Below are 26294 nucleotides of genomic sequence, written 5' to 3'. Positions count from 1 at the left end.
ATGACCCGACAGGTAGATGAATGTGACGATTCTCGCTCCCGTCGGAGAATCGTGAAAAAATCCCGGGTCATTCGATGAGGAAAATCGCGCCTAAGAAGTTTGTTAGTCTTGGCTTTTTGTGTAGCGTCGCGCGCGTGGCCGACAACAAGCTTGGGTTGCGGACGAATACGCTGGAATGTGTCTAAGAATACTTCTAACGCTCAAGAAGAAATATCGAGACGCATGCCGAACGCCCGATGTCCACGCCGCAGCACGGCTGCGGTCCCTGTTCGACCACGAGCCCGCCGCGTATGCGGCTCGCTTGCAGGGGGGCGGCGCCACAAGCATTGGCGCCAGCGTGCATGGCACCGCGTCGTTCCCTCCCCGAATACGGTGATTGCATCCGACCGAAACGGCGTCGCCGTGCCCCACACGATGGCCCGCCAAAGAAGCCCGGGGATGTCGCCGGATCCCATGCGATGGCTCTGCAGCCGACGCTGCTTGAAACACCCTCGAAGCTGAAGTAGCTGTTGTTGCAATGACATCGACGTCGTCCAGACGTTTCCCGATCGATGGGGCCGGGACTGCATGGTGAGGCAACGGACGAGGGCTGCGGCCGCATGCGGTGCCGTGCTGTTCACGCTGGTTTCGCTGCCGTCGCGCGCGCAGTCGCAGACTGCCGGGACGGCCGAGCGCGAACCTGCGTCGGTCAAGCTTTCCGCGACGCAACAAAAGCAGATCGGGCTCCAGACCGCCGTCCTGAAGGCGGAATCCCATCCCGAGCAATTTCGCGCCTACGGCACGGTGCTGGACGTCGCCAGGCTCACCGACCTGACCAACAACTACGCCAATGCCCAGGCGCAGCTGCAGACGGCGCAAGCGAAGCTCGACGTCGCAAGACTGGCGTTCGAGCGCGCCCGCGACCTCGTGCAGTCGGCGGCCATGCCGCGCAAGGACGCCGAGGCGGCGGAGGGCACGTTCCGGACCGATCAAGCCTCCCTGGCCGCGGCGGAATCGCAAGTGAAGACCTTGATGGCGACGGCGCGGCAGGAATGGGGCGCCGTCATCGGCAAAGGCATCATCGAGCGCTCGCCGCAGGTCGTGCAACTGATCGAACGCGAGCAGTTGCTGGTGCAGGTCACGCTGCCGCCCGGCGTGAGTCTGGCCGCGCCGCCGCGCGGTGCGCTGGCGCAGGCGCCGACCCGCAGCGCCAACATCGATCTGCGCTATCTGTCGGCTGCGCCGCGAACGGATCCGCGCATCCAGGGCGTGAGTTATTACTTCGTCGCCGCCGGCGACAGCGGGCTGCTGCCGGGGATGAACACCATCGCCTACGTACCCTCGGGCAAGTCATTCGACGGCGTCTTCGTCGAGGACACCGCGATCGTACAATGGCAGGGCCGCTCATGGGTCTATCTGCGCGCCGGTCCCGAGATCTTCAAGCGCCATCCGATCCGCACCGACCAGCCGGTGTCCGACGACGACTATGTCGTGCAGGACATTCCGTCGGGCTCCGAGATCGTCCTGCGCGGCGCGCAGGTGCTGTTGTCGGAGGAGGCCAAGAGCGAGCTGCGCGGCGGCGGCGACGATGATTGACGGCGTTCGCGGCGCCGCGGCCGGCCCCCAGGCGGCGCTGATCTCGTTTGCCATCCGCTTTCGCGGCATCGTGCTGGCGCTGGCCTGCACCATTCTCGGCTATGGCATCTTGTCGCTGGGTAGCGCCAACTACGCGGTGTTTCCCGAATTCGCTCCGCCCCAGGTCTCGATCCAGACCGAGGCGCCGGGGCTCAGTCCCGAACAGGTCGAGGTGCTGGTCACGCAGCCGATCGAGACCGCGATCAACGGTCTCGCCGGCGTCGAGAGCATGAGGTCGTCGTCGATCCAGGGCTTGTCCGTCATTTCGGTCATTTTCCAGCCCGGCACCGAGGTCTACCGGGCGCGGCAATTGGTGACCGAGCGGCTCGCGGTCGTTGCCGGCAGCCTGCCACAGGGCGTGCGGGCGCCATCGATGACGCCGCTGGTGCCGGCGGCCGGCACCGTGCTGGCGATCGGGCTGACCTCCGAGCAGCGCTCGCTGATGGATCTGCGCACCATCGCCGACTGGACCGTGAGCCGGCGGCTGCTCGCGGTGCCCGGCGTCGCGCAGGTCACGACCTATGGCCGGGACATCCGGTCGCTGCAGGTGCAGGTGCGATCCGACGATCTGGTCCGCTTCGGCGTCGGCATGAACGATGTCGTCGCCGCCGCGCGCAAGGCCACCGGCGTGCGCGGCGCCGGCTTCGTCGACACCGCCAATCAGCGCGTCATCCTGCAGACGCAGGGCCAGTCGCTCACACCCGAGCAGTTGGCGCGCACGGTCCTGCTGCATCAGGGCGGCGCCAGCGTGGTGCTCGGCGACGTCGCAACGGTCGTGAACGCGCCGGAGCCGCCGATCGGGGGCGCGCTGATCAACGGCCGGCCCGGCATCATGATGATGATCAGCCAGCAGTTCGGCGCCAACACCCGCAACGTCGCGGCGCGCGTCGAGGCCGCGCTGCGGGAGCTGCGCCCGGCGCTCGACAGCGAGAAGGTCAAGCTGCACGCCGATCTGTTTCGTCCGGCGACCTTCATCGATGCGGCGACGGAGAACGTGCTGTTCGCCCTGCTGATCGGCGGCGCCCTGGTCATCATCGTGCTGTTCCTGTTCCTCTACGATTGGCGCACCTCCGTCATCAGTTGCACCGCGATCCCGCTGTCGCTGTTCTCGGCCGTGCTGGCCCTGCAGTGGATGGGACAGAGCCTGGACACGGTGACCCTCGGCGGTCTCGCCATCGCGATCGGCGAGGTCGTCGACGATGCCGTGATCGGGGTCGAGAACGTGGTGCGCCGGCTGCGTGAGAACCGCGGCCTGCCGTCGCCGCGCAGCGAAGCGCGCGTCGTCTATGAAGCCATGCTCGAGGTGCGCGGCGCGGTCGCCTATGCGACCTTCGCCGTGCTGCTGGTGTTCGTGCCGATCCTTGCGCTGCCGGGCCTCGCCGGCCGGCTGTTCGGGCCGCTCGGCATCGCCTACATCCTCGCGGTGGTCGCCTCGCTGATCGTCGCGCTGACCGTCACACCGGCGCTCTCGATGCTGCTGTTGGCCGGTCGCAAGCCGCGAGAGCAACGCGAGCCGCCGCTGGTGCGCTGGTCGCGCCGCTCCTACGAGACGCTGTTGCGACGGCTCGGCCGCTTCCCCAAGTCGGTCATGGTGACGGCCGTGCTGGTGACCGCCGGCGGCGCAAGCCTGGTGCCGTTCTTCGGCGGCACCTTCCTGCCCGACCTGAAGGAAGGCCACCTGATCCTCCACGTCTCGACGCTGCCGGGCACCTCACTCGACGAATCGCTGCGGCTGGGCACGCTGATCGCCGAGGCCCTGCAGGGCGTGCCGGAGGTCCGCAGCGTGGCGCAACATGCGGGCCGCGCCGAAGCCGGCGTCGATACCGCGGGCACGCATTCGAGCGAGATCGAGGTCGACCTGAAGCCGGGGCTATCAGGCGACCAGCAGGAACTGGCGCAGCAGCGCATCCGCGCCGCGCTCGCCAACTTCGCCGGCATCAACCTGTCGATCAAGACCTACCTGACGGAGCGCATCGAGGAGACGCTGTCCGGCTTCAACGCCGCCGTGGTCATCAACGTGTTCGGCCCCGATCTCGACGATCTCGAGCGCGCGGCGCGCGACATCGCGCGCGAGCTCGGCGAGGTCCGGGGTGCGATCGACATCCAGCAGCAGTCGCCGCCGGGCATGCCGCAGGTCAACGTGACCCTGCGCCCGACCGATCTGCAATCCTGGGGCCTGGATGCGGTCGAGGTGCTGGAATTGATCCGCACCGCCTATCAGGGCGACGTGGTCGGCCAGGCCTATGAAGGCAACGTGGTCTTCAATGTCATCGTCAAGCTCGATCCCGATGCGACCGCACGCCCGACCGAGATCGGCAACATGCCGATCCGGACGCCGAGCGGCGCCTACATCCTCCTGAAGCAGGTCGCGGACGTCTACGGCACCGCGGGGCGCTACGTCGTGCTTCATCGCAACGGGCAGCGCGTCCAGACCGTGACCGCCAACGTCGCCGAGCGCGACCTCGAATCCTTCGTGGCCGCGGCCAAACGGAAGATCGCCAAGGAGGTCAAGCTGCCGCCGGGCGCGCATGTCGAGTTCACCGGCGCGGCCGAGGCGCAGGCCAAATCGCGGCGCGACCTGCTGGTGAACTCGCTGCTGGCGACGATCGGCATCGTGCTGCTGCTGTCCTTCGTCACCGGGCACTGGCGCAACCTGGTGCTGGTGCTGATCAACCTGCCGTTCGCCTTCGTCGGCGGCGTCCTCGCGGTCGCACTGACCGGCGGCGTGCTGTCGCTGGGCTCGATGGTGGGCTTCGTGACGCTGTTCGGGATCGCGCTGCGCAACTCGATCCTGATGATCTCGCATTACGAGCATCTGGTCGTCACCGAAGGCCGCGCCTGGACTCTGGAGACCGCGATCGCCGGCGCCGCCGACCGCCTGGTGCCGATCCTGATGACCTCGCTGGTGACCGGCCTCGGCCTGCTGCCGCTCGCCCTCGGCGCCGGCGAGCCGGGCCGCGAGATCGAGGGACCGATGGCCGTGGTCATCCTCGGCGGGCTCCTGACCTCGATGGCGCTGAACCTGCTGGTGCTGCCGACCTTGGCGCTGCGCTTCGGCCGGTTCGCGCGCGGCGTGCACGCCCGCGGAGATGTCGCGGCGAGCTGATCTTGGGCGTGAGACGTCCGCGACGTTCGCCGCACTGCTCGACGCTTCACCGTGCGGGCCGGATGAAGGAGATTAAATTCCGCCCCGTGTTGACGAGCTTGTCCCTGGTCAACTGCAGACCTTCGCGACCGAATGACCGGCGTCCGCGTTCAGCTCGATGCGGACGTGGCGAGAACATTCCCGATCGGCGGCTTCGTGCGACAGGCTACGCACAACGCACACAAGCTTGCATGCAAAGAGTGGAAGATTATTCGGATTGTTGGCTAGGCGCGCTAGGTTCGAGGTCAACGCCGCGGCGATACTGGTCGCTTGTTCGAAACTCCGCGATCGATTCCTGAATGGCAAGCGCGAACGAGCTGACCAGCGCGACCCCGAGCGTGACGTAAGTCCACTCCTCGTGCCCGCCGTTGGAATGTGAGGTAATTCGCGCATAAAAAAGCGTTCCGGCGACCAGAGACAGAATCGCCAAAAGCATCATCAAATATGTCAATGCATTCTTGGGTGTTTGGCGTCGTCCTCTCGCAAATTGCGCTATTGAGAGGAGAGATAGCCCGGAGATGACGACGGCTAACACGCATACCTCTGCGAGCGGGCTATCGGGGTAGTCACCACAAGCCTTTGCATAAAGCGCGTAAGGTTGGTGGGCAGAATCGTCGCACAGTGCCGTGAAAAATGAGTCGTTTCCGAAGCCGTGATTTAGGAGATATGCGAAAAGCGGCAACAATCCTACGACCGCTTCGCCTATCCATTGAACGCAGCCATTGCCGATGGCGCCCGCCCAAAGCCGGTATTTGCCGAAAATCCCCATGACAACTTCCCTTGCTTCCTCTCCGCAAGGTACCATTTCTCCATCGCGCAATCTTGTAAACCCACTGGTATTTTGGCGCGCAAACAATCTCCAGCAGTGCCGGGCCGTAAGATCGGTGGAACGAAGCGATGCCCATCAGCCGTAGCGAGTAGGGCGGATTAGCCGAAGGCGTAGTCCGCCGTCGTAGCCATGACATCACGCCTGCTGCCGATTTTCCCGAACGGCAGATATGCTCCGCTAATCCGCCCTACGGCCTATCTTACCGCTTCTTTTGCAGCCTTTATAAGCTCGGCCAGCTGACCGAGCGGTGGCTGGGGCACTTTGCCAAATTCGAGAGTGGGGGTTAAGGCCGCCGCTAGAAGACTATACTCGGAGACTGTTGCGCCAGATCCTAGAAGACGCAAGAGATCGGCTCTGGCTGTATAGAACGCTGCTAATCGAATGTTGTATCTGTAAAGCGAAACGAGGATGCTGACGAAAAATCCAATGACCGCCAATAATCCAAAGCGCGTTACGCTCGTCTGCAGCAAACGCAGAAACAGGTCGCTTCCGTTCTTGGGCAACGTTTCAGTGCTCTTGATGAGTCCAACCTCAGCTTCTAGTTTCTCCAAGTTTGTCTGATCTGTAATTGCATCGAGTGACTTCGATCGTGCTTCCAGCGAGGCTATTTCCGTTTCACGCTCGATTTGGTCTGTAATCAGCTTGATTGGAAACGTGGACCTAAACTCGTCAAGCTGTTGTTTAGATATCGAGAACCCGTACTCACCGTGGCAAATAAACATGCCAACCTGCACTGAGTTCACGTCTGGTTTGTCAGAAAAAGCGGATTCAACTTTCGAAACAACCTCCAATCCCGACTTTGGAGCGAATCTTTCTTGAGAAGATGGCTGCTGCACTGCTTGTTGCCACCTGCGAATTGCCTCTATGACTGTTCGTCCGCACTTTCGTTCTGGCTCCGCGAGATCCGACCGGCGCGCACGGATTTTGGCTTGCTCACGATTTATGGTAACGATTTTTTCGTCGTAGGTCGGACTTCCAATGTCTCCAGCGGTTAAGTTCGGAGCTAAGATGACGGCTGCTACCCCGCCCACCAGCAATAGGAAAACCAAGGCTAAGAATAGCAAAGCTTGATTGGCGAGGCGTTTACCGCGCGAATCGAAGCGCTCAATCGCGTCCGCGACTTCCATGCCATTGGCCTCCCTCAAGGTGATGAAGCAGAACCACCACGTGAAGGTCGACGCGCTCAAGGGCTACGACCGACGTGACAACGGGTTCGAAGTTAATCTCGGTGAGAGCTTTCTTTAGCTGTACGACGTCACGTCGCCCGAGTACTCCGCCTTGCACTCGGGGCAAGCATAGGGCATTCCCGGCTTGTGCACGACAGTCAGCTGATAGAACCTTCCTTTGTTTTGTTCACAACGCGGACAGAAAGCTGAGCCGGTTGGGTTGCCTTCAGCGTTCTTTCTGTATTTGAATCCTCGCTGTTCAATCAGATCCTGCTTGAATTCGAAGGCTTTTTTCAGAGCGGAGATTTCTGCGTCCTTTTGGCGTAGTTCGTCCTGGAAATCTGCGACAGCGATCTTTGCTGTCGCAAGTGCGCTTGTTAGATCGGCTATCTTCAACTTAAACTCGGCCTCGGTGAGAGCCTTGTTCAGGTTTAAGAGCTCCTTAGAGAAACCAATTGCTGCAGTTAAGGCGGCAGCGCCTTCGGCAATCGTGCTCATTCCTCCCCCCATTCGCGCGCGAAGCGCCGCCACCATTTAAGCACGTCTGCTGAGGCTAATGGAGTCCGATGATCGCCCTTCTCGGACCTTCCGACCGCCGCCAAAGACGTCGGCCTGCTGGGCTTGAGCGGATCTGCTTGTCGAGACTCGTGCGGGCCCGGAGCCAGGCGCGCACGACCGACAAAACAACCTCCGATGCGATGCGCCCAGAATCTGATTTTACTCACCGCCTCAAGCACATCACCCTTGTCCAGTCCTCCCACGGAAAATATTCTACTTTCGTTTTTCAGAAAAACATGATTGACTATGCGCATCCCGTCCCGCCATGAGGGGCGCTTCGCGATCGTCACGAGACGTGGGTGCGGGATGCGGTGGGTGCATTGGATCGCAGCGCGAGCAATCGTGCGGACGAACGAGCCCGATGCGCCGGCGAAATCGTAGGGTCCTGGCCTCCCGGTGCTGAGGCCAAGCGGACGGTGACGATGATCCGTTCGTGACGGGGGCAAGACAGCCGGTCCCCGGGGAGAGGACGTATAAGCCGCCCAACCATCGCGCGGGGAATGCCGGGATGTCTCGGCTGAACCTGTGGTACCTGCCGCCTGCATTTTTTTCGCAGGCGGGCCATGGGGGCGGCCAGCTCCCGGCATTCCCTGCGCCCTCTTCGTCGATGAGGGCGAAACGACCCGCACAACTCGGACGCAGGGCGCGCCGCGAGGCCGAATGACTGCGTTCTAAGAAGCACTCATCGCAGATGTCGGCGCCCGCAGCGTCGAGGCGGCGGAGAGACGATGGACGTCCCGCATGACAGCGCGCACAAACGCTGGGACTGTCGACCATTGGCCCGATGGATTTCGGCGCCGAACTGCCTCAGGCGTTCAGCCGGTCGATGTGCACCTTGCCGGCCTTCATCACCAGCGGAATGTGATCGCCCTGGCCGAGCAGGCACGAGACGTCGCGCAGCGGATTGCCCTCGACCACGAGCAGGTCGGCAAAGGCCCCGGGCGCGATGCAGCCGAGCTTGCCCTGCATGCCCAGCACCTCGGCGCCGATCACGGTCGCGCTGGCAATGACCTCGCGGGCACCGAGGATCTCGGCGCGGATCCGGAATTCATCGCTCTGCAGGCGCTGCGACGGTCCAAGGAGGTCGCTGCCGTAGCCCATCTTGACGCCGGCGTCGCGATAGATGCCGAGCGAGCGCAGGCCGGCATCGCGCACATCCGCGATCTTGGCGACGCTCTCCGGCGGCAGGCCGTATTGCGCGCCTTCATTGGCGAGCGCCTCATAGGTGACGAGCGTCGGGACGACATAGACGCCCTTCTCGGCCATCAGGCGCGCAGTCGGAAGGTCAACGAGATTGCCGTGCTCGATGGTGCGCACACCGCAGTGGACGGCGCGGGCGATCGCCTCCGCCGTGTAGGCATGTGCCACGACGTAGGTCTGCCGCGCGCGGGCCTCGGCGACGATGGCGCGGATCTCATCCTCCGAATAGCCGAACGCGCCGACCGGATCGGTCGGCGAGGCGACGCCGCCGGAGGCCATGATCTTGATCTGGTCGGCGCCCATCTGCAGCTCCTCGCGCACCGCCTTGCGGACCGCATCGACGCCGTCGGCCACGCGGGCCAGCGCGCCGACCCGCACGCAGCACGGACAAGGGGCGTTGTCGGACAGGAAATCCGTCCGCGCCCGCATGTCGCCATGGCCACCGGTCTGGCTGAGCGCCCGGCCGGACACGAACAGCCGCGGGCCCTCGGTGAGGCCGGTGTCGACGGCCTGCTTCAGCGGATAGCCGGCGCCGCCGGCGTCACGCACCGTCGTAAAGCCCCGCCGCAGCATGCCCTTGAGCAGCAGCGCCGAGCGCAAGGTGACCAGCACGTTCGGCATCTGCACCTGCTGGGCGAGATTGAGCTCGACCGCGATCGCATGGACGTGCAGATCGATCAGGCCCGGCATCAGCGTCTTGCCCTGGAGATCGATGGTCTGGTCGACGCTGGTCTGCAGCGGCTTGTCCGACACATCCTTGATCAGATGGTCCTCGACCAGCACGTGATGGCCTTCGCGCAGCTCCGGCTGCAGCGGGTCGAGCAGAGCGGCATTCTTGAACAGGATGGTCGGCATCAAGGTGTCCTCGATCGGAGCGAAGCGTGCGTCAGCGGGCGGAGCGAGCCGACGATGACAGTGTTCTCCCCTATCCTGTCCTGCGGCCTCGAGCCAGCCCGGGACGGAATACCTGTCTTCTCAGCCGATCGACATCAGGCTGGCATTGCCGCCGGCGGCCGCGGTGTTGGTGGAGAGACTGACCTCGGTGACCAGCCGGTCGAGATCGTAGCAGCCGTCGCTGGCGCGCGGCGTGACGAGCGGGACGATCGGTCCGGGGCGCGTGGCGAGGTCGCGGCCGAGCGCGATCAATTCATCCGCCGCGCCATCGGAAAGCACGGCCTGCAGATCGCGGAGAGCCCGCCAGCTGTCGACGATCCGCAGGCGGCCGCGCAGCCGGCTGGCGAGCGGTCCCAACACGGCAGCAGCGGGATTCGCGCGTTCGACGAACGCGTCGTTGCCGGTCATCAGAATGACGCCGATCTGGACCAGCAACGCCTGCTCGCTTCTCGCCAGTGCAGCGACGACGCCGCGCGCGGTGATGCGATAGATGTTCTGTTCGCCAACGGGTCCTGGCAACTCGATCTCGAGCCCGGCCAGCACCTGGGGCCCATGCGCCTCGCACGCCAGCGCCGCCGCGGCATGTCCGCTGGCCCGCAACCCGTCGAGATAAGAGCGCAAGACCGCGTCAGACTGCGACGCCATGAGCCGCTGGCGCGGCGGCATCGCGAACAGCCGGCGCAGATACAGCGGCCCGCCGGCCTTCGGCCCGGTCCCCGACAGGCCGGAGCCGCCGAACGGCTGCACGCCGACCACCGCACCGATCACGTTGCGGTTGACATAGATGTTGCCGGCGGCGCTGCGGCTCGAGGCACGGGCAATCGTCTCCGTGATCCGCGAATGGATACCGAAGGTCAGGCCATAACCGGTGAGGTTGATCGCGTCGACGAGGTCAGCGAGCTGCTCGCGACGGTAGCGCAGGACGTGGAGGACGGGGCCGAACACCTCGCGCTCGACATCGAAGATGTTGCTGATCTCGATGATGGTCGGCGCGACGAACGTGCCGTGCGCCGCCTGCGGTGGCAGCGGCAGCCGCTCCACGGCATGGCCGCGCGCCTGCATCGTGGCGACATGCGCATCGAGCGTGTCGCGGGCCTCGCCGCTGATGACCGGGCCGACATCGACCGACAACGACGCGGGATTGCCGAGTTCAAGCTCGCGCAGCGCGCCGCGCAGCATCGACAGGATGCGGTCGGCGACGTCCGCCTGCAGGCAGAGGATGCGCAGCGCCGAACAGCGCTGGCCAGCGGAGTCGAAGGCGGAAGCGATGATATCGCCGACAACCTGCTCGGCGAGCGCCGAGGAATCCACGATCAGCGCGTTCTGGCCGCCGGTCTCGGCAATCAGCGGCACGGGCTGTCCATGGACGGTGAGGCGCTCGGCAAGCTGTTTCTGGATCAGCCGCGCGACGTCGGTCGATCCCGTGAACATCACGCCCTGCACGCTGTGATCGCCGACCAGCGCGGCGCCGACGCGGCCATCGCCGGGCAGCAATTGCAGGACATCCGCTGGAACGCCGGCCTCGTTGATGATGCGAACCGCTTGGGCGGCGATCAGCGGCGTCTCCTCGGCAGGTTTCGCCAGCACGGGATTGCCGGCCGCGAGCGCGGCCGCGACCTGGCCGGTGAAGATCGCGAGCGGAAAATTCCACGGGCTGATGCAGACCACGGGACCAAGCGGCTTGGGCATCTCGCCCTCGGCGAGAGCTTCGATCTCGCTCGCATAATAGCGCAGGAAATCGACGGCTTCGCGCACCTCGCCGACGGCGTTCGCAAAGGTCTTGCCGGCCTCGCGGACGATCAAGCCGATGAGGACGAGGCGACGCGCCTCCATCGTTTCGGCCGCAGCACGCAGGCATGCGGCGCGCACGCGCGGGCTGGTCGCGGCCCAGGCCGGCGCGGCGTTCGCCGCACGCGACAGTGCGGCCTCGATCTCGGCAGGCGCGGCATCCCTGGCCGCGCCGACGACGTCACGGCGATCGGCGGGATTGCGAATGCGGCGCGCACCTTCGCTGCCCGTCGCTCCGGTCGGCACAGCCTTCCAATCGAGGCTCGCGCTCGTGACCAGGCCTTCGCCGAGACGCGCCAGCGCGCGCTGATCGGAAAGGTCGAATCCGGCCGAGTTCACGCGGCCCGGGCCGAACAGCGCGGGCGGGCGCCTGATCTTGTCGTGCGGCGCGCCCGGGCGTTCCAAGGCGCGAACGATGGCGACGGGGTCCGCGATCAGATCGTCGACGGACACCGCGGGATCGGCGATGCGATTGACGAAGGAGGTGTTGGCGCCGTTCTCCAGCAGCCGGCGCACGAGGTAGGCCAGCAGCGTCTCATGCGAGCCGACCGGCGCGTAGATGCGGCACGGGCGTCCGAGCCGTGCGGGTCCGACAACCTCCTCGTAGAGCGGCTCGCCCATGCCGTGCAGGCACTGGAATTCATACTGGCCGCGCTCGTAATTGGGACCGGCCATCTCCACGATCGATGCCAGCGTGCGCGCATTATGCGTCGCGAACTGCGGGAACACGGCGTCGGGCGCGGCCAGCAGTTTGCGGGCGCAGGCGAGGTACGACACATCGGTATGGGGCTTGCGCGTGAAGACCGGAAAGTCCTGGAGACCATCGACCTGCGCGCGCTTGATCTCGCTGTCCCAATAGGCGCCCTTGACGAGGCGCACCATCAGCCGGCGCTGCGTGCGCCGCGCGAGGTCGATGAGCCAATCAACCACAAAGGCGCAGCGCTTCTGATAGGCCTGGATGACGAAGCCGATGCCGTTCCAGCTGGCGAGGTCCGGATCGATGCAGAGCGCCTCGAGCAGATCGAGCGACAAATCCAGACGATCGGCTTCCTCGGCGTCGATGTTGAGGCCGATGTCGTAGCGCTGCGCCAGCACGACCAGTTGCTTCAGTCGCGGCAGCAGCTCGCTCATGACGCGGTCGCGCTTGATGCTGAGGTAACGCGGATGCAGCGCCGAGAGCTTGATCGAGATGCCTGGCCCGTCGTAGATGCCGGCGCCGGCCGCATGCCTCCCGATCGCGTGGATCGCCATCTCATAGGCGGCGAAATAGCGCGCGGCGTCGCCGGCCGTCGTCGCCGCCTCGCCCAGCATGTCGTAGGAGTAGCGGAAGCCCTGCGCTTCCCGCGGCCGGCCGTTCGACAGCGCCTCGTCGATGGTCTGCCCTGCCACGAACTGCTCGCCCATCAGGCGCATGGCGAGCGTCACGCCCCTGCGGATGATCGGCTCGCCGCCGCGGGCAATGAGCCGCGTCAATGCCGACGCCAGGCTGTCCTCGCTCGCGGCGGCCGTCAGCGTGCCGGTGACGATGAGGCCCCAGGTCGCGGCGTTCACCAGCAGCGACGGGCTGTGCCCGATATGGGCGCGCCAATCGCCGGTCGCGATCTTGTCGCGGATCAGCGCATCGCGCGTCGCCGTGTCCGGGATCCGCAGCAGCGCCTCGGCCAGGCACATCAGCGCCACGCCCTCCTGGCTCGACAGCGAATATTCGTGGATCAGTCCCTCGACGCCGCCGGATTGCGCCTTGCCGCGCAGACGCAGCACGAGATCGCGCGCCAGCTCGGCGGCCCGCGCCGACGACGACTCCGGGAGCGCGGCGAGATCGAGCAGCGGCGCGATGCAGTCCGGCTCGGCGCGGCGATAGGCCGAGGTGATCGCAGCGCGCAGCCCGCTCTGGCTCTGGCGCTGGACCTGGGCATCGAACGCCGCGAACGGTCGTGGCGACAACTGCGACATGACCCGTCTCCTCTGAAGCGATCCTCGTCACTCGCGACGCTTGCGCGGCCTGAGCGCGTGCCGAGTTGCCTACCGCCCGATCAACTGATCGGCGTAGTAGCCGATGGTCTTGCGGTAGATCACCGCCCTGTTCCACTCGCGCATCGCCTCGAAATTCGCACTGCCCTCATCATAGGGCGCGCCCATCTTGAAGCCGTTGCTGTGCAGCAGGTTGGCGGTCGAGGCCAGCACGTCGGCGGTCGAGTGGCGCAGGTCGACACGGCCGTCGCCATCGAAGTCGACGCCGTATTTGATGTAGGACGACGGCAGGAACTGGGTCTGGCCGATCTCGCCGGCGAAGGCGCCGACGAGGTCGCGCAAGGTGAGATCGCCGCGCTGGACGATCTTCAGCGCGGCCAGCAGCTCGCCCTGGAACAATTCGGTGCGGCGGCAATCATGCGCGAGCGTCGCCAAGGTGCGGATCACCGGCAGCTTGCCCATGTCGCCCTTGCCGAAATCGGTCTCCAGCCCCCAGATCGCGACCAGGATCTGGCGCGGCACGCCATATTGCTGCTCGATCTTCGACAGCAGCGCCGCGTGCCGCTGCAGCATCGCGCGGCCGCCATTGATGCGGCCGGCGCCGACGCGGGTCGAGACGTACTGCTCGAAGCTCTTGTTGAAGGTGTAGCGCTGGCGGCGATCGAAGGCGAGCACGGCCGGATCGAGCGTCACGCCCGACAGCGCCTGGCTGATCGTGCCGCCCGAGACGCCAGCGCCCTGCGCCTCCGCCGAGAAGCTCGTGATGAAGCTATTGAAGTCGCCGCCGCAGCGCGCGGCCAGGGCAGGAGAGGCAAATGAGAGGATCGCAACAACTACGAGGGATCGGACAACGAGCATGAGAAGAAAGGTCCCTGCATGAGAGCGTGATGAGGACAGGCGGCGCCAAGCGCGGTCACCATGCCCGATTTGGCGGCGGCAGGCCAGCCGGCAGGAATCGCCCCCGATCTGCATTGCGTCTTCGGCTCCTTTGAACGCAACGCGGCCTCCCCGCCACATATGCAAGGCGCGTCTTCGTCGCGGTCGCATTCCTTGCGCGCGCTGATCGAGCGCCCTCTGCACGCCACACGCGTTAGCCCGCTTTGCCTGCCCTTTGCCTGGAGAGGTCCCCCATGAGAATGACGTTCCGACTCGGCGCACTGACGCAGCTCGCGCTGTTCGCGGCTCTGCTCTGTCACACGCTGGCGCCTGCAGCCGCCCAGCCCGGCGACATCGCGGGAGCCAAGGATTATCCAGGCATCGGCCGTTTCGCCGGCAGCGTGATCACCGGCTACGTCGCCAAGGATTTCGATGCGGCGCGCATGCAGGCGGCGCCGTTCAAGGACGGCAAGGCGACCGACGAGCGGCGCCCGGAAGGCCGCATCGTCAGAATCGCCTATCGCACCGCGCCCGGCCCCTCGATCCTTGAAGTGTCGCGCAATTTCGAGAACCAGCTCGCCAAGGCCGGCTTCGAGCCGCTCCTCGCCTGCGACACCGATGCCTGCGGCGCCATCCCGTTCACCGAAGCGATCGACGCGCTGCCGGTGCCGCAGATGTGGGTCGACGGCTTCGATTATCGCTATGTCGCCGGCCACAAGGCGGCAGGCGGACGCGAGACCTATGCCAGCGTGCTGGTCAGCCAGAACAACCAGCAGATCTACGCCCAACTCACCATCGCCGAGCTCGGCGCGATGGAGAACAAGATGGTGAGCGCCGCCGAGATGGCGAAGGGCCTCGGCGACAAGGGCCACATCGCGCTCTACGGCATCTATTTCGATACCGACAAGGCGACGATGAAGCCGGAGAGCCGGCCGACGCTGGAGCAGATCGCGCAGTTGCTCGCCGGCCAGCCGCAGCTCAGCGTCTTCATCGTCGGCCACACCGACAATCAGGGCAGCTACGACTACAATCTCGATCTGTCGCGGCGGCGCGCCGAGGCGGTCGCCGCCGAGCTGGCGCGGAGCTATCGCATCGCGCCGGCGCGGCTGCGCACCGCGGGCGTCGGCCTGCTCGCTCCGGTTGGCAGCAACGCGACCGATGCAGGCCGCGCGCTCAACCGGCGCGTCGAGCTGGTGGCGCCCTGAGACGGCGCGCAACCCGCTTGATCCTCGTCAAGACAGTGCCATCGTGGCTCTCTAAGCTCCGCGGCCAAACTGGAGACGACGCCATGATCGGAATTACGTTGACCGCCGACCAGATTCGCTCGGCGCCACCGGAGGTGCGGCGCTGGATCGAGCACCAGGTGCTGTCGGGGCTCGGGCTCGGGCCGGAGGCCCCCTCGGCACCGCCCGCCCTGCCGGAGCCGGGCGCGCACCTCGTGGCCTGCTCGGCCGACGATGCGGCCAAGATCCTGGCGCAGATCCAGGGCGTGCTGCCGGCCGTGAACGTGTTCTTCGAATTCGGCCGCCCGGGCATCGCACTCGGCCAGCCGCCGGTGATGATGTTCCGCCTGATCGACATCCTGCATCACACGCGGCTGCAGAACATCGGCCAGGTGATGGCCTCGCTGGACATGATCAACAAGGCGCTGATCGAGACGAGGCACGATCCGTCTGTGCGGTTCTGCGGCTTCGATCCCGAGGGCCATTGCCTGATCGCGCCGGAGACCCAGCGCGCGATCGCCAGCGTCTGGCAGAGCGTGATCGCCAAGCAGCATGGCGTGGCCGAGGGCGAGGCGGCGTGAGGTCATCGGCGCGCGGCCTGCCCGGCGCGCCATCGTCCAGAAACGGCGCGCCGCGATGGCGCGTCAGCCATGTTCCTGCCAGACGGCTCCGGCCTTGAGCCCGTTGCGGCCGGTGCTACCATGTCGAGGTCGTTCACGATCCGCGGGAGATCGCCGATGCCGCCAGGCCAGCGACGACGCAGACTGCTTCAGATCCCCCTGTTCCGCCTGCTCGCGATCAACCTCGCGCTCGGCCTCGGCATGGCCGTGGTGCTGGTCGGCGGCCTGCTGGCGCTCGACCCTTTCGGCCTGCGCCACCTGATCTTCTCCGATCGCTCGCCCGGCGTCGCCATCGGCCTGCTGCTCGGCTCGTTCTTCGTCACCTTCGGCTCGACCGCGATGGGCACCGCGATCATGGCGCTCGGCCGCGGCGACGATGACGACGAGCCGCGCGGCGGCACACGGGTGCATGCGCGGGTCAAGGTGCGGAGGCGATAAGCTTGAAATCTCTGCCGCAATGGAGGTGCGCTCCCCTCCCCGCAAGGGGGAGGGGAGCGCACCGCCGTTGTGGCGACATGGCAAGCGTCCGTCCGCCCTCACCAATGCCCCTTCCGCCTGTTCCAGGCGAACAGCACATCGGCGAACCGGTCGTAGCCGAACCGCGTCAGTGGCCGCACCAGACGGTTGCCGAACAGCTTGGCGAGCCAGCCCTCGCCGGGCGTCAGCGCCCACAACAAGAGCGCGACATCGGCGCCGGTGATCAACTGCCCCTCCTCGTCGGTCGCGTGCAGGCGGCGGCGGACGGCGTCGACATCGGCGCCGAATGCGGCGAGCGCCTCCGGCTCTTCATTGATGTCCCTGAACGCGACCCGCCCCGACCTGACCAGCGCCAGCAGCTTGTTGCGTTGCCAGTCGATGCCGGCGTCGCAGACCGGGCAGCGCGTGTTGTACCAGACGGTGAGTTGGGGCATCGACATGTCGGGAATTCGCCGCGGGTTCGGGGCCGCGATGAACGCATTGTCATCCGGCAAATTCGAGGAGTTTTCGAGAGGACGCGGCCGTGCCCGGCCACTCCTCCGATTCCACGAAAATCATATGACGGAAAAGTCAAATTCGGGCAGCGGATAAGCATTTTCCTGCATTGACCGGACCGGCCCCGCCGCCGTAGACCGCCGACCATGGCAAAGAAACCCGGCACCAACCCCAAAGGCGAATTCGCCTTCTTCAACGTCACCTATGAGGACGGCTCGCAGCGCTCCAACCGGCGGGTGCCGGCCGAGCTGCTCGGCGGCCTCGACGGCGACGAGCCGGCCCGCGGCTTCATCATGGAGCAGGACCGCGACATCGCCGAAAAGTCCGGCCGCCCGCCGCTGGCGATCAAGTCGCTGGAGAGGGTCGGCGCGAAGAAGAAGTAGCGAAAGCCCCGCTGCCGTAGGGTGGGCAAAGCGCGCAGCGCGTGCCCACCATCAGGTGCCTGCCGCGAAACGCGGTGGGCACGGCACGCGATGCCTGCGCCAGCCCCAACACCGTGCAGGCGCCTTTGCCCACCCTACGGCAGGGCGCTATGCGGCTTGCTTCTGTCGCTCCGGCAACAGCACGCTTTCCCGGGTGTCCATCTCCTGCGGCCGATTGATCAGGCTGACCAGCGTGTAGCTGATGATCAGCAGCAAGAACCAGGAGCCGAGCTTGGTGACCGACACCATGGCCCAGCCTTGGGCCTGCGCCGGATAGATCCAGGTGCGCGACAGCGTGCCGATATTCTCCGACAGCCAGATGAACAGCGACACCAGGATCAGCCCGAGCAGCAGCGGCATCGAGCGGTGCACGCGCCAGACCTTGAAGTGGACGGTCGCCGGCGCAAACAGCAGCGCGGCCCAGCCGAACAGCACGAGCCTCAGATCGAGCCTGTAATGGTCGGTGAAGAAGTTGAGATAGATCGCAGCGCTCAGCCCGACCAGCCAGCGCCGCGACGGATGGCCGGTGAAGCGGAAATCGAACAGCCGCCAGACGCGGCAGAGATAGCTGCCGATGCAGGAATACATGAAGCCGGAGAACAGCGGCACGCCACCCAGGCGGATCAGGCTCGGCTCGGGATAGATCCACGAGCCGGTCGCGGTCTTGAACAGCTCCATCGCTGTCCCGACAAGGTGATAGACCAGGATGACCTTGGCCTCCTCAAAGGTCTCGAGTTTTGCCGCGAGTAGCGCGGCCTGGACGGCGAGCATGCAGAGGAAGAGAAAGTCGTACCGGGCCAGCGGCGCATCGGCCGGATAGAACCGCCATGTCACAAGCATCAATGCCAGCGCGATGCCGCCGAACAGGCAGGCCCAGCCCTGCTTCACGCCGAAGCGACTGAATTCATAGAGGAAGGCAGTCCACGGCGTTTCGGCCGCACGCGCCGCGAGGCGGGCCTCCGCGGCGATGAAGCGGCGCAGGGGCGGCCAGATGGCGGCGGCACTGGACTGCGCTGCGGCCGATGAAACCTCGTTGTCGTGCATGGGAGTCCGCGTCCGGTGAGACGCCAATCCCTAGCAGTCGATCGCCCAACGCCGTCTGCGCAAAGTTCAGCCTCTTGCGGCAAGGGCACGGACATCTGCGGACAAGAGGCCTTGTCGGCCCCCGTCACCTCGACGCCACCTTCCAAACCTTCCTGCAACCTCCCCACCGCCGCGCGATGCAGTGCCCTTGCCCCGTGTGGGAGAGGGCAGCGCTGGCGGAGCCGCGGGCTCGGTTGGGTGAGGGGTTCTGTCCGCGAGCGCAACTCGGGGAGATAGACCCCTCACCCGACCGAGGTCGTTGCACTGTCCTACATGCCCTCTCCCACAAGGGGCGAGGGCGCAGTCACCGCCGCTGCGCCTGCGGCACGATCGTTTGGCTTCCCGCTTCTCGATGACTGGTTCTTGTTAGGTCTGTCGACCGCGGCAATAGGTCTGCCACATCTCGCGATAGGCCGCTTCGACGGCCCTGGTGTAGATGGCCGGACCACAACGTGCGGCGATGAGGTCGGGAAGCTGGTGACGGATCATCCTGAGCCGGTCCGGCGTCGACCGCAAAGCGATGTCCACATACTCATCATCGGTCGTGGCGACCCAGTCGGCCATGCCGATCGCCGTCAGGATCGCGCCGCCGGCGCGGCTGCACATCCCGTTGCCGAGCTTCGACACGACCGGCACGCCCATGTGCAGGGCTTCCCAGGCCGAGACGCCGCCGCCATTGGGAAATGGATCGAGCCAGATGTCGATGAGCCGGTGGGCGGCCAGATGCTCGTCGCGAGAGGTCGGCCCCATCAGGTCGATGCGATCCGGCGCGATGCCGCGCGCGGCGAAGTCAGCCAGCAGCCGGGCCTGGATCGCAGCATCGCCAAGCAGATAGTCCTTGACCAGCAGCCGGGCGCTGACATCGGCGCGCAGGATGCGGGCCCAGACGTCGAGGACGGCGCTCGATAAGCGGTTCGCCCGGGTGAACGCGCCGTACGTTACATGGCCATTGGACATCACGGGCGCCTCGAGGCTGCGCAGCCCCGCCGGCGGCGGCTCGATGATGATCAGGCATGGCAGATCGTAGATCTGCTCCGTGAACAGGTGACGCGCCTCCAGCGGCGCCATGACGGGATCGCCGAACAGGTAGTCCATCGTTGCCAGACCGGTGCCGGTCGCATGTCCCCAGGCGGTAACCTGCACAGGGGCCGGCTTGCGCGCGAAAGTGGCCAGCCGATTGCCGCGGGAGTGTCCGGACAGGTCGACGAGAATGTCGACCCGGTCGGCCCGGATGGCATCCGTGAGCTGATCGTCGGACCATTGCATCACGTCGCGCCATCGATCAGCAACAGCCCGGAACGTCGCCGTGATTTCGTCCTGGACCGGTGAGTTCGAATAGCAGATCACCTCGACCTGCGATTTGTCGTGGTTCTGCAGCACGGGCCGGATCGTGCGGGCGGCGGAATGCTCCTTGAAGTCGCCCGACACATATCCCACCACGATCCGTCGGTGAGGATCGAGATCATTGGTGTGAACAGGCGGATGCATCTCCGCGATTTTGGATCCGATCCGGCGCCACCACTCCGATCGGACGGCCTGGTGCTCCGCATAGCCGACATCGCAGAAATCCAACGAGAAGATGCGGTTCGCCAGTGCGACTTCGTCGGCCGGGTCGATCGCGAGCGCCCGATCGAAAAGTGCGACAGCCGCCTCTGCATCGCCCATCAGCGCATGACATTGACCGATCTGGCTCAGCGCTTTCGCGGAGTTCGGCTCGATCGTAACGGCGCGCTGGCAGGCCTCCAGCGCCTCGCTCACCCGCTTGTTGAGCATCAGGACGTTGGCGCGGCCGAGCCAGCCCAGGGTGAATTGCGGATCGAGCGCGATCACCCGGTCGAAATCAGCGAGCGCGTCGTCGTTACGCTTGAGCTGGAGGAACGTCTCGCCGCGATTGATCAGCGCCGTGGTGTCGTCGGGCGCAAGGGCCAGCGCCCGGTTGAATTCGGCGATCGCCTCATCGGATCGACGCAGATCCTTGAACGCGCAGCCTCGATTGATGATGGCGGCCAGATGCGTGGGTTTCGCCGCGAGAAGCTGGTCGTAGCATGCGATCGCATCGGCGAACCGGCCGAGATAGTGCAGCGCTTCGCCCTTGTTCATCAACACGTCGAGGTGCTGCGGATTGATCCGGAGGGCGTTGTCGAAACTGACGACCGCCTCCGCGAAGCGCTGGAGGCGCGACAACAGCTTGCCGCGTTCCAGCTGCGCCTCGAAGAAATCCGGTTTCAAGGCCAGGAGATCGTCGAAGCAGGTCAGCGCTTCGTCGTCGCGCTGGAGCGCGGACAGGACGACGGCCCGCGCATATCTCGCCGCAACGTTTTGCGGGTCTGCCAGCACCGCCCGCTTCAGAAGGCGCTCCGCCGCCTCTGAATTGTTGCTCTGGTGCTCGGACAGTCCAAACATATAGAGCGCGCCGAAATGGTTCGGCCGCTTCTTGAGGATTTTCTTGTAGCCGGCCTGAGCCTTGGCCAGATCGCCGGAGCGGTGAAACGCACTCGCCCGGGCGAACAGGTCGGCGATCTCATCGCCTTTCCGCAAGGCTGGCTGCATGCTGAAAACGTCCAGGGATCAGCCGCCATCGCCAAGTTCTGTCACGACGGGGCAGAGTGCCGGAATGCAGGCGTCATTCGGTCGCCCGCCGAACCTTCGATGACAAGCGTAAACAATTCATTAACCATGTTTTCTGCGGGAATTTGCTGGGTGAATGCCGTCATTGGTCCTTCCGCAGCGCGTCACGTCCATCGCCGTCAGAGTACCAACTTAATGCGTACGGTGGGCGAAGCGCCGCCGAAGGCGGCGCGTGCCCACAATTGGCCGCCTGCCGCGGTAGGCACGGCGCACGACACCGTCGCCAATCTCGACACCGTGCACGTGCCTTTGCCCACCCTACGCATCACTGTCGCCGCCAGGGTTTGCAAAACGCTGGAGCGAACTCGACGGCGAGCGCTTCGAGACGCGAAAGCTGGAGATCTTTCGGGACGGCAGCATCGGCTTCGCAACCGCGACCGAGGCGACAGATCGGACGCGGCTCGGGAAGATAGCTGTTCCTCCCATCGACGAGATCGGGCAGGATCCTCAATTCGTGGCGGAAGAGATTTCGAAGGAAAAGTTCGAGCGCCGTTGGAGCGCCAGGCGTGCGCGTTAGGTCACGTCGACAAATTGCCTGGCTTACATGGATCACAAACTAAAACGGCGAACCTCTCGGTCCGCCGTTGTCCCTTGATGGATTGCCGGGTCAAGCCCGGCAATGACGACTGATGCAGTGATTAGTTGTCCAGGAACGACCGCAGCTTCCTTGACCTCGACGGATGCTTCAACTTACGCAGCGCCTTGGCCTCGATCTGGCGGATACGCTCTCTCGTCACCGAGAACTGCTGGCCGACCTCTTCCAGCGTATGGTCGGTGTTCATGCCGATGCCGAAGCGCATGCGCAGCACGCGCTCTTCGCGGGGGGTGAGCGAGGCGAGCACGCGGGTGGTGGTTTCGCGCAGGTTCGACTGGATGGCGGCGTCGATCGGCAGGATGGCGTTCTTGTCCTCGATGAAGTCGCCGAGGTGGCTATCCTCCTCGTCGCCGACGGGGGTTTCAAGCGAGAGCGGCTCCTTGGCGATCTTGAGGACCTTGCGCACCTTCTCCAGGGGCATGCCGAGCTTCTCGGCGAGCTCCTCCGGGGTCGGCTCGCGGCCGATCTCGTTCAGCATCTGGCGCGAGGTGCGGACGATCTTGTTGATCGTCTCGATCATGTGCACGGGGATGCGGATGGTGCGGGCCTGGTCGGCGATCGAGCGGGTGATCGCCTGCCGGATCCACCAGGTGGCGTAGGTCGAGAACTTGTAGCCGCGGCGGTACTCGAACTTGTCGACCGCCTTCATCAGGCCGATGTTGCCTTCCTGGATCAGGTCGAGGAACTGCAGGCCGCGGTTGGTGTACTTCTTGGCGATCGAGATCACGAGACGGAGGTTGGCTTCCACCATCTCCTTCTTGGCCTGACGGGCCTCGCGCTCGCCCTTCTGCACCGAATGCACGATCTTGCGGAATTCGCCGATCTCGAGACCGGTGAGCGCGGCCATGGCCTGCACCTCCTGGCGCAGGTCCTTGATGCGGTCCTTCTCGTAATGGACGAAGTTCTTCCAGCCTTTTGCGGAGAGCTTGGAGACGCGGTTGAGCCAGCGCGGATCGAGCTCGGAGCCCTGGTAGTTGCGCAGGAAGTCCTCGCGCGCGACGCCGTGAGAATCAGCAAGCCGCATCAGCCGGCTCTCGAACGAGACCAGCTTCTTGTTGATGTCGTAGAGCTGCTCGACGAGGCTGTCGATGCGGGCCTGGTTGAGGCGCAGCGACTTCACCTCGACGATGATCTCGTCCTTGAGCTTCTTGTACTTGCGCTCCTGCGACGGCGACAGCGACTCGCTCTGCAGCTGGTTGGCGATGTCCTGCTCCTGCAGGCGGCGCAGCTTCTTGTACTCGGACGCGATCTTGTCGAAGGTCTCGACCACCTTCGGCTTCAGCTCGGCCTCGATGGCGGCGAGCGACATCTGGTTCTCGAACTCGTCGTCGTCCATGTCGGCTTCGGCCGCCGCCTCGCCGGGATCCTTCTCCTCGGCGGGCGCGCCGTTCGGCGCGGCACGGAACGGGGTCGGCTGCTGCGGGGCGGCCGGCGGCGCGACCGCGGCCTGGACGTCGCCGCCCTCGGCCGGAGCGCCCTCGCCATTCACGGGCGCGGCGATCTGCGGATTCATGCCGCCCTTGGCTTCCGGGCCGGCATAAGTGGCTTCGAGATCGATGATGTCGCGAAGGAAGATCTTGCCTTCGTTGAGCTCGTCACGCCAGATGATGATGGCCTGGAAGGTCAGCGGGCTTTCGCAGAGGCCCGCGATCATCGCCTCGCGGCCGGCCTCGATGCGCTTGGCGATCGCGATCTCGCCCTCGCGCGACAGCAGCTCGACGGTGCCCATCTCGCGCAGATACATGCGCACGGGATCATCGGTGCGCTCGCCGGGCTCCGACTTCTTGACCTCGGTGACGGCCTTCTGGGTGATCTCGACGAGCTCGTTGTCGGTCTCGTCCTCGCCGTCGTCCTTCTCGTCGGACTCGTCGGCCTCCTCGGCCTCGGTCACGTTGATGCCCATGTCTGATAGCATCGACATGATGTCTTCGATCTGTTCCGGCGAGGTGGTGTCGGAAGGCAGGACCTCGTTGAGCTGATCAAAGGTCACGAAGCCGCGCTTCTTGGCCTGCTTGATCATCTTCTTGACGGCGGCGTCCGACAGGTCGAGCAACGGCGAAGGCGCATCGGCGGCGTCCTTCTCAGGAGCGTCCGCGGCCTTGTCGTCCTTTTCCTTGTCCTTCACCTGCAGCGTCTTTGCCTTCGTGGCCATTCATTGCTCCCGAAACGCGCCCGCTCCGCCCGTGGCATCTTCGCCCTTGGCATCGCGGCGCCCGCCTGCTCTACTCAAACTGTTCTCGACGCGGAAAGGGCGGCGCACATTCAACGTCGCCACCCCCTGAAGTCCGTCGCTCGTGTCGTCCTACGCTGGTGTCGTCCCGTTTTCGGACCGGCGCGCGTTTCTTGCAAAAGCGATACCGGTTTTGCAATCGAATCCGGCGCCCGACATGCAGGCGCGGTGTCCGACAGCGAAACCAACCCATCTGCTGCAGAAAATGCCCCGGACCTCTTAAACTTCGATTAACCCTGTTTTTGCAGCCAAACCATGGATTTGGCGAGTCTTTTCGCGCGGACCTGAGACCGCGCAAGCGGACCGGGTCGAAATGTGCTCAGTTCGCGACAGGGCGCCGGGCATCCGGTCTACACGTTGCGGTTGGTGCGACCGGACAGTTCCCCGAAGCCTTCGATCAGCGCTTCGGTGCCGTCCATCTCGGCCATCCTGGCCTTCACGTCCCTCAACCAGCCCATGTTCGGCTCGCTCGGCTCCTCGCCCAAGGCAAGCTCGGCATCCTTCAATTCCCTAAGTAAGGAGTGCCATTGCCGATGCAAGGCAACGAGCTGGTGCCAGGTCGCAAGAACGTCATCGCGCGCCGCGCCGGGCTTCGCCGCCCACACCGCAGCGGTCGTGATTGCCCGCTCAACCCGTTGAAGAAGCTCGGAAAAGCCTGACTTCTCCAGGTCGGCCCGCATCTTCTCGGCCTGCTCGTCCGGGTCCGGCGAATGGTGGTGGTCGTGGGCGAAGGCCGCGATGATCGCGGCGCGGAGCTTGTGCGCCTCGGGATGGGCCAGTTCGAGGGCTGCGACCTCCTCGAGGTGGTCGTGCAGGATCCAGGGGTGGTTGATCAGGCACTGCAGGATCAGCGCCTCCCGGCGCGAGATCGCCGAGCGCTGGCCGCGCATGATCGGGCTCATGGCGAGCTGGGGGCTCGCCGCCTGGTAGGGTCCGCGGGCCATCGCGGGTCCTGTGGATGGCGCGCCGCCGCGGCGGCCGCCCCCTGTGGATAACCGCCCCGGCTGTCCGGAACCGGGACTGCGGGGGCCAAACCGCCGTCCTGATTCGGCACCGTAGCCGCGGCCAAAGCCCCGGCCACCGTCCGGCGCGAACGCCCGGTACAGCCGGTCGCTGAGATCCTGCTTGTAGTAGCGCCGTACCACCTCGTCGGCGATGCCGCCGGTGAGCTGACCGATCCGCGCCTCCAGCGCGGCGCGGCGCTCCGGGGTGTTGAAGCTGCCGCCCTCGATCTCGCGCGACCAGATCACCTCGGCGAGAGGTTTTGCGACCTTGAGCACCTCCTCGACCGCGCCGCGGCCGCCGGAGCGGACGAGATCGTCGGGATCCTGTCCCTCCGGCAGCAGCGCGAAGCGGAGACTCTTGCCGGGCTTGAGATGCGGCAAAGCAAGGTCCGCGGCACGATAGGCTGCCTTTTGGCCGGCGCGGTCGCCGTCGAAGCAGAGGATCGGTTCGTCCACCATCTTCCAGATCAACGAAAGCTGGCTCTCGGTCAGTGCGGTGCCGAGCGGCGCCACGGCGCCGGCAAAGCCGGCCGCCACCAGCGCGATGACGTCGACATAGCCCTCGACCACGATCATCGGCGCGCCGTTATGCGCGGCCTGACGAGCGCTCGGCAGGTTGTAGAGGTTGTCGCCCTTGTGGAAGAGCGGCGTCTCCGGCGAGTTCAGGTATTTCGCCGGCACGTCCTTCTGCAGCGCGCGGCCGCCGAAGGCGATGACGCGTCCACGGAGATCGGTGATCGGAAACATCACGCGGTCGCGGAAGCGGTCGTACGGCACGGGAATGTCGTCGCCGCCGACCAGCAATCCCGCCTCGACCATGTCGGCCACCGGCACGCCCTGGGCGCCAAGATATTCCTTCAAGCCGAACCGATCCGGCGGCGCGTAGCCAAGCCGGAATTGGAGCTGCGTCTGCGGCAGGATCGCGCGATCGGCAAGATAGCCACGGGCGCGCGCGCCATGACGGGACGCCAGCGTGTCAGAAAAGAACTTCGCCGCCAGCTCCATCACGTCATACAGCGTCTTGCGCTGCCGCTCCTGGCGCGCCGCGTCGGGCGTCACCGCGGGCAAGGCCAGGCCGGCGATCCCCGCCAGCCGCTCGACCGCCTCAGGGAACGAGCAGCCCTCAGTCTCCATCACGAAGTCGAAGATGTTGCCATGCTTGCCGGAGGAGAAGTCGTGATAAAAACCCTTCTGGTCGTTGACGTAGAAGGACGGCGTCTTCTCCTGCTGGAACGGCGACAGCCCCTTCCACTCCCGCCCCGCCTTCTTGAGCTTCACGCGCTTGCCGACGACGTCCGAGACCGGAAGCCGGGCGCGCAGCTCATCGAGAAATTCCGGCGTGAAGCGAGCCATGGGTGAGGCGGTGGTCCTGTGTTGATGGACTTACGCATATAGGCACCCGTGTACGAAATGTGAACTTCCTCGCCCTTGTCCGGGCTATTCACAGGCCCTGCTCTCTCCTTCAGTCATTCCGGG

Annotated in this window: 19 protein-coding genes; 7 read left to right on the top strand and 12 right to left on the bottom strand. The window is 65.4% G+C overall.

The features are described 5' to 3' along the window. Positions 1-567: 567 nt before the first annotated feature. Complete coding sequence (locus ACQR1X_RS20390; protein ID WP_434899454.1) at positions 568-1575, top strand: efflux RND transporter periplasmic adaptor subunit; 1008 nt, start codon at positions 568-570, stop codon at positions 1573-1575. Next, positions 1568-4720 carry an efflux RND transporter permease subunit gene (locus ACQR1X_RS20385; RefSeq protein WP_434899453.1) on the top strand — a complete coding sequence of 1051 codons (3153 nt, stop codon included), beginning with the start codon at positions 1568-1570 and terminating at the stop codon, positions 4718-4720. The genes ACQR1X_RS20390 and ACQR1X_RS20385 overlap by 8 nt, the downstream gene beginning before the upstream one ends. Before the next feature lie 247 nt (positions 4721-4967). Here ACQR1X_RS20385 and ACQR1X_RS20380 read toward each other — a convergent pair whose 3' ends face one another. From ACQR1X_RS20380 to ACQR1X_RS20355, 6 genes are all read right to left on the bottom strand, one after another. Next, a complete protein-coding gene (locus ACQR1X_RS20380) occupies positions 4968-5528 on the bottom strand; it encodes a hypothetical protein (protein WP_316179704.1) in 561 nt (186 codons plus the stop codon). A 254-nt stretch (positions 5529-5782) separates the two neighbouring features. Beyond that, a complete protein-coding gene (locus tag ACQR1X_RS20375) occupies positions 5783-6715 on the bottom strand; it encodes a hypothetical protein (protein ID WP_316179706.1) in 933 nt (310 codons plus the stop codon). Positions 6716-6829: 114 nt separating this feature from the next. Further along, on the bottom strand, positions 6830-7252 hold the full coding sequence (locus ACQR1X_RS20370; RefSeq protein ID WP_316179707.1) for a hypothetical protein: 423 nt from the start codon (positions 7250-7252) through the stop codon (positions 6830-6832). A gap of 867 nt (positions 7253-8119) precedes the next feature. Continuing rightward, positions 8120-9367 carry an amidohydrolase family protein gene (locus ACQR1X_RS20365; RefSeq protein ID WP_434899452.1) on the bottom strand — a complete coding sequence of 416 codons (1248 nt, stop codon included), beginning with the start codon at positions 9365-9367 and terminating at the stop codon, positions 8120-8122. Positions 9368-9487: 120 nt separating this feature from the next. Further along, positions 9488-13147: a trifunctional transcriptional regulator/proline dehydrogenase/L-glutamate gamma-semialdehyde dehydrogenase gene (gene putA, locus ACQR1X_RS20360; RefSeq protein WP_434899451.1), complete on the bottom strand. Its 3660-nt coding sequence runs from the start codon at positions 13145-13147 to the stop codon at positions 9488-9490. Between the two features lie 69 nt (positions 13148-13216). Next, positions 13217-14023, bottom strand: a complete 807-nt coding sequence (locus ACQR1X_RS20355) for a lytic murein transglycosylase (protein WP_434899450.1) — start codon at positions 14021-14023, stop codon at positions 13217-13219. Between the two features lie 278 nt (positions 14024-14301). Between ACQR1X_RS20355 and ACQR1X_RS20350 the strand changes: the two genes are divergently transcribed. The 3 genes from ACQR1X_RS20350 to ACQR1X_RS20340 all read left to right on the top strand — a co-directional run bounded on the left by ACQR1X_RS20350 (position 14302) and on the right by ACQR1X_RS20340 (position 16322). After that, positions 14302-15246, top strand: a complete 945-nt coding sequence (locus ACQR1X_RS20350) for an OmpA family protein (RefSeq protein ID WP_316217976.1) — start codon at positions 14302-14304, stop codon at positions 15244-15246. An 83-nt stretch (positions 15247-15329) separates the two neighbouring features. After that, positions 15330-15845: a hypothetical protein gene (locus tag ACQR1X_RS20345; protein WP_316179714.1), complete on the top strand. Its 516-nt coding sequence runs from the start codon at positions 15330-15332 to the stop codon at positions 15843-15845. Between the two features lie 156 nt (positions 15846-16001). Then, positions 16002-16322 carry a hypothetical protein gene (locus ACQR1X_RS20340; RefSeq protein WP_316217906.1) on the top strand — a complete coding sequence of 107 codons (321 nt, stop codon included), beginning with the start codon at positions 16002-16004 and terminating at the stop codon, positions 16320-16322. 98 nt (positions 16323-16420) lie between these two features. On the opposite strand, the gene ACQR1X_RS20335 is transcribed toward ACQR1X_RS20340, so the two are convergent. Beyond that, complete coding sequence (locus tag ACQR1X_RS20335; RefSeq protein ID WP_315802867.1) at positions 16421-16795, bottom strand: thiol-disulfide oxidoreductase DCC family protein; 375 nt, start codon at positions 16793-16795, stop codon at positions 16421-16423. A gap of 207 nt (positions 16796-17002) precedes the next feature. Here ACQR1X_RS20335 and ACQR1X_RS20330 point away from each other — a divergent pair, with 207 nt between their 5' ends. Further along, positions 17003-17239, top strand: a complete 237-nt coding sequence (locus tag ACQR1X_RS20330; RefSeq protein ID WP_316217907.1) for a hypothetical protein — start codon at positions 17003-17005, stop codon at positions 17237-17239. Positions 17240-17386: 147 nt separating this feature from the next. Here the strand turns inward: ACQR1X_RS20330 and ACQR1X_RS20325 are convergent, their stop codons facing one another. The 3 genes from ACQR1X_RS20325 to ACQR1X_RS20315 all read right to left on the bottom strand — a co-directional run bounded on the left by ACQR1X_RS20325 (position 17387) and on the right by ACQR1X_RS20315 (position 21075). Further along, on the bottom strand, positions 17387-18322 hold the full coding sequence (locus ACQR1X_RS20325) for a DUF817 domain-containing protein (protein WP_434846761.1): 936 nt from the start codon (positions 18320-18322) through the stop codon (positions 17387-17389). A 405-nt stretch (positions 18323-18727) separates the two neighbouring features. Continuing rightward, a complete protein-coding gene (locus ACQR1X_RS20320; protein WP_434899449.1) occupies positions 18728-20911 on the bottom strand; it encodes a tetratricopeptide repeat protein in 2184 nt (727 codons plus the stop codon). Positions 20912-20952: 41 nt separating this feature from the next. Continuing rightward, positions 20953-21075 (bottom strand): hypothetical protein, encoded by a 123-nt coding sequence (locus tag ACQR1X_RS20315; protein WP_315802661.1) that lies wholly within the window; start codon positions 21073-21075, stop codon positions 20953-20955. Positions 21076-21215: 140 nt separating this feature from the next. Here ACQR1X_RS20315 and ACQR1X_RS20310 point away from each other — a divergent pair, with 140 nt between their 5' ends. Continuing rightward, positions 21216-21506, top strand: coding sequence for a DUF6881 domain-containing protein (locus tag ACQR1X_RS20310; RefSeq protein WP_434899491.1), 291 nt, complete (start codon positions 21216-21218; stop codon positions 21504-21506). Positions 21507-21627: 121 nt separating this feature from the next. Here the strand turns inward: ACQR1X_RS20310 and rpoD are convergent, their stop codons facing one another. Next, positions 21628-23736, bottom strand: coding sequence for an RNA polymerase sigma factor RpoD (rpoD, locus tag ACQR1X_RS20305; protein ID WP_315802660.1), 2109 nt, complete (start codon positions 23734-23736; stop codon positions 21628-21630). Between the two features lie 428 nt (positions 23737-24164). Further along, positions 24165-26171: a DNA primase gene (gene dnaG / locus ACQR1X_RS20300; RefSeq protein ID WP_316179721.1), complete on the bottom strand. Its 2007-nt coding sequence runs from the start codon at positions 26169-26171 to the stop codon at positions 24165-24167. Positions 26172-26294 lie beyond the last annotated feature (123 nt).

It is taken from the genome of Bradyrhizobium sp. HKCCYLRH3073 (assembly GCF_051167995.1).
In the GTDB taxonomy this organism is placed as follows: Bacteria; Pseudomonadota; Alphaproteobacteria; order Rhizobiales; family Xanthobacteraceae; genus Bradyrhizobium.
The sequence above is the reverse complement of the archived record's forward strand: the minus strand, read 5'-3'. Positions and strand labels throughout refer to the sequence as shown.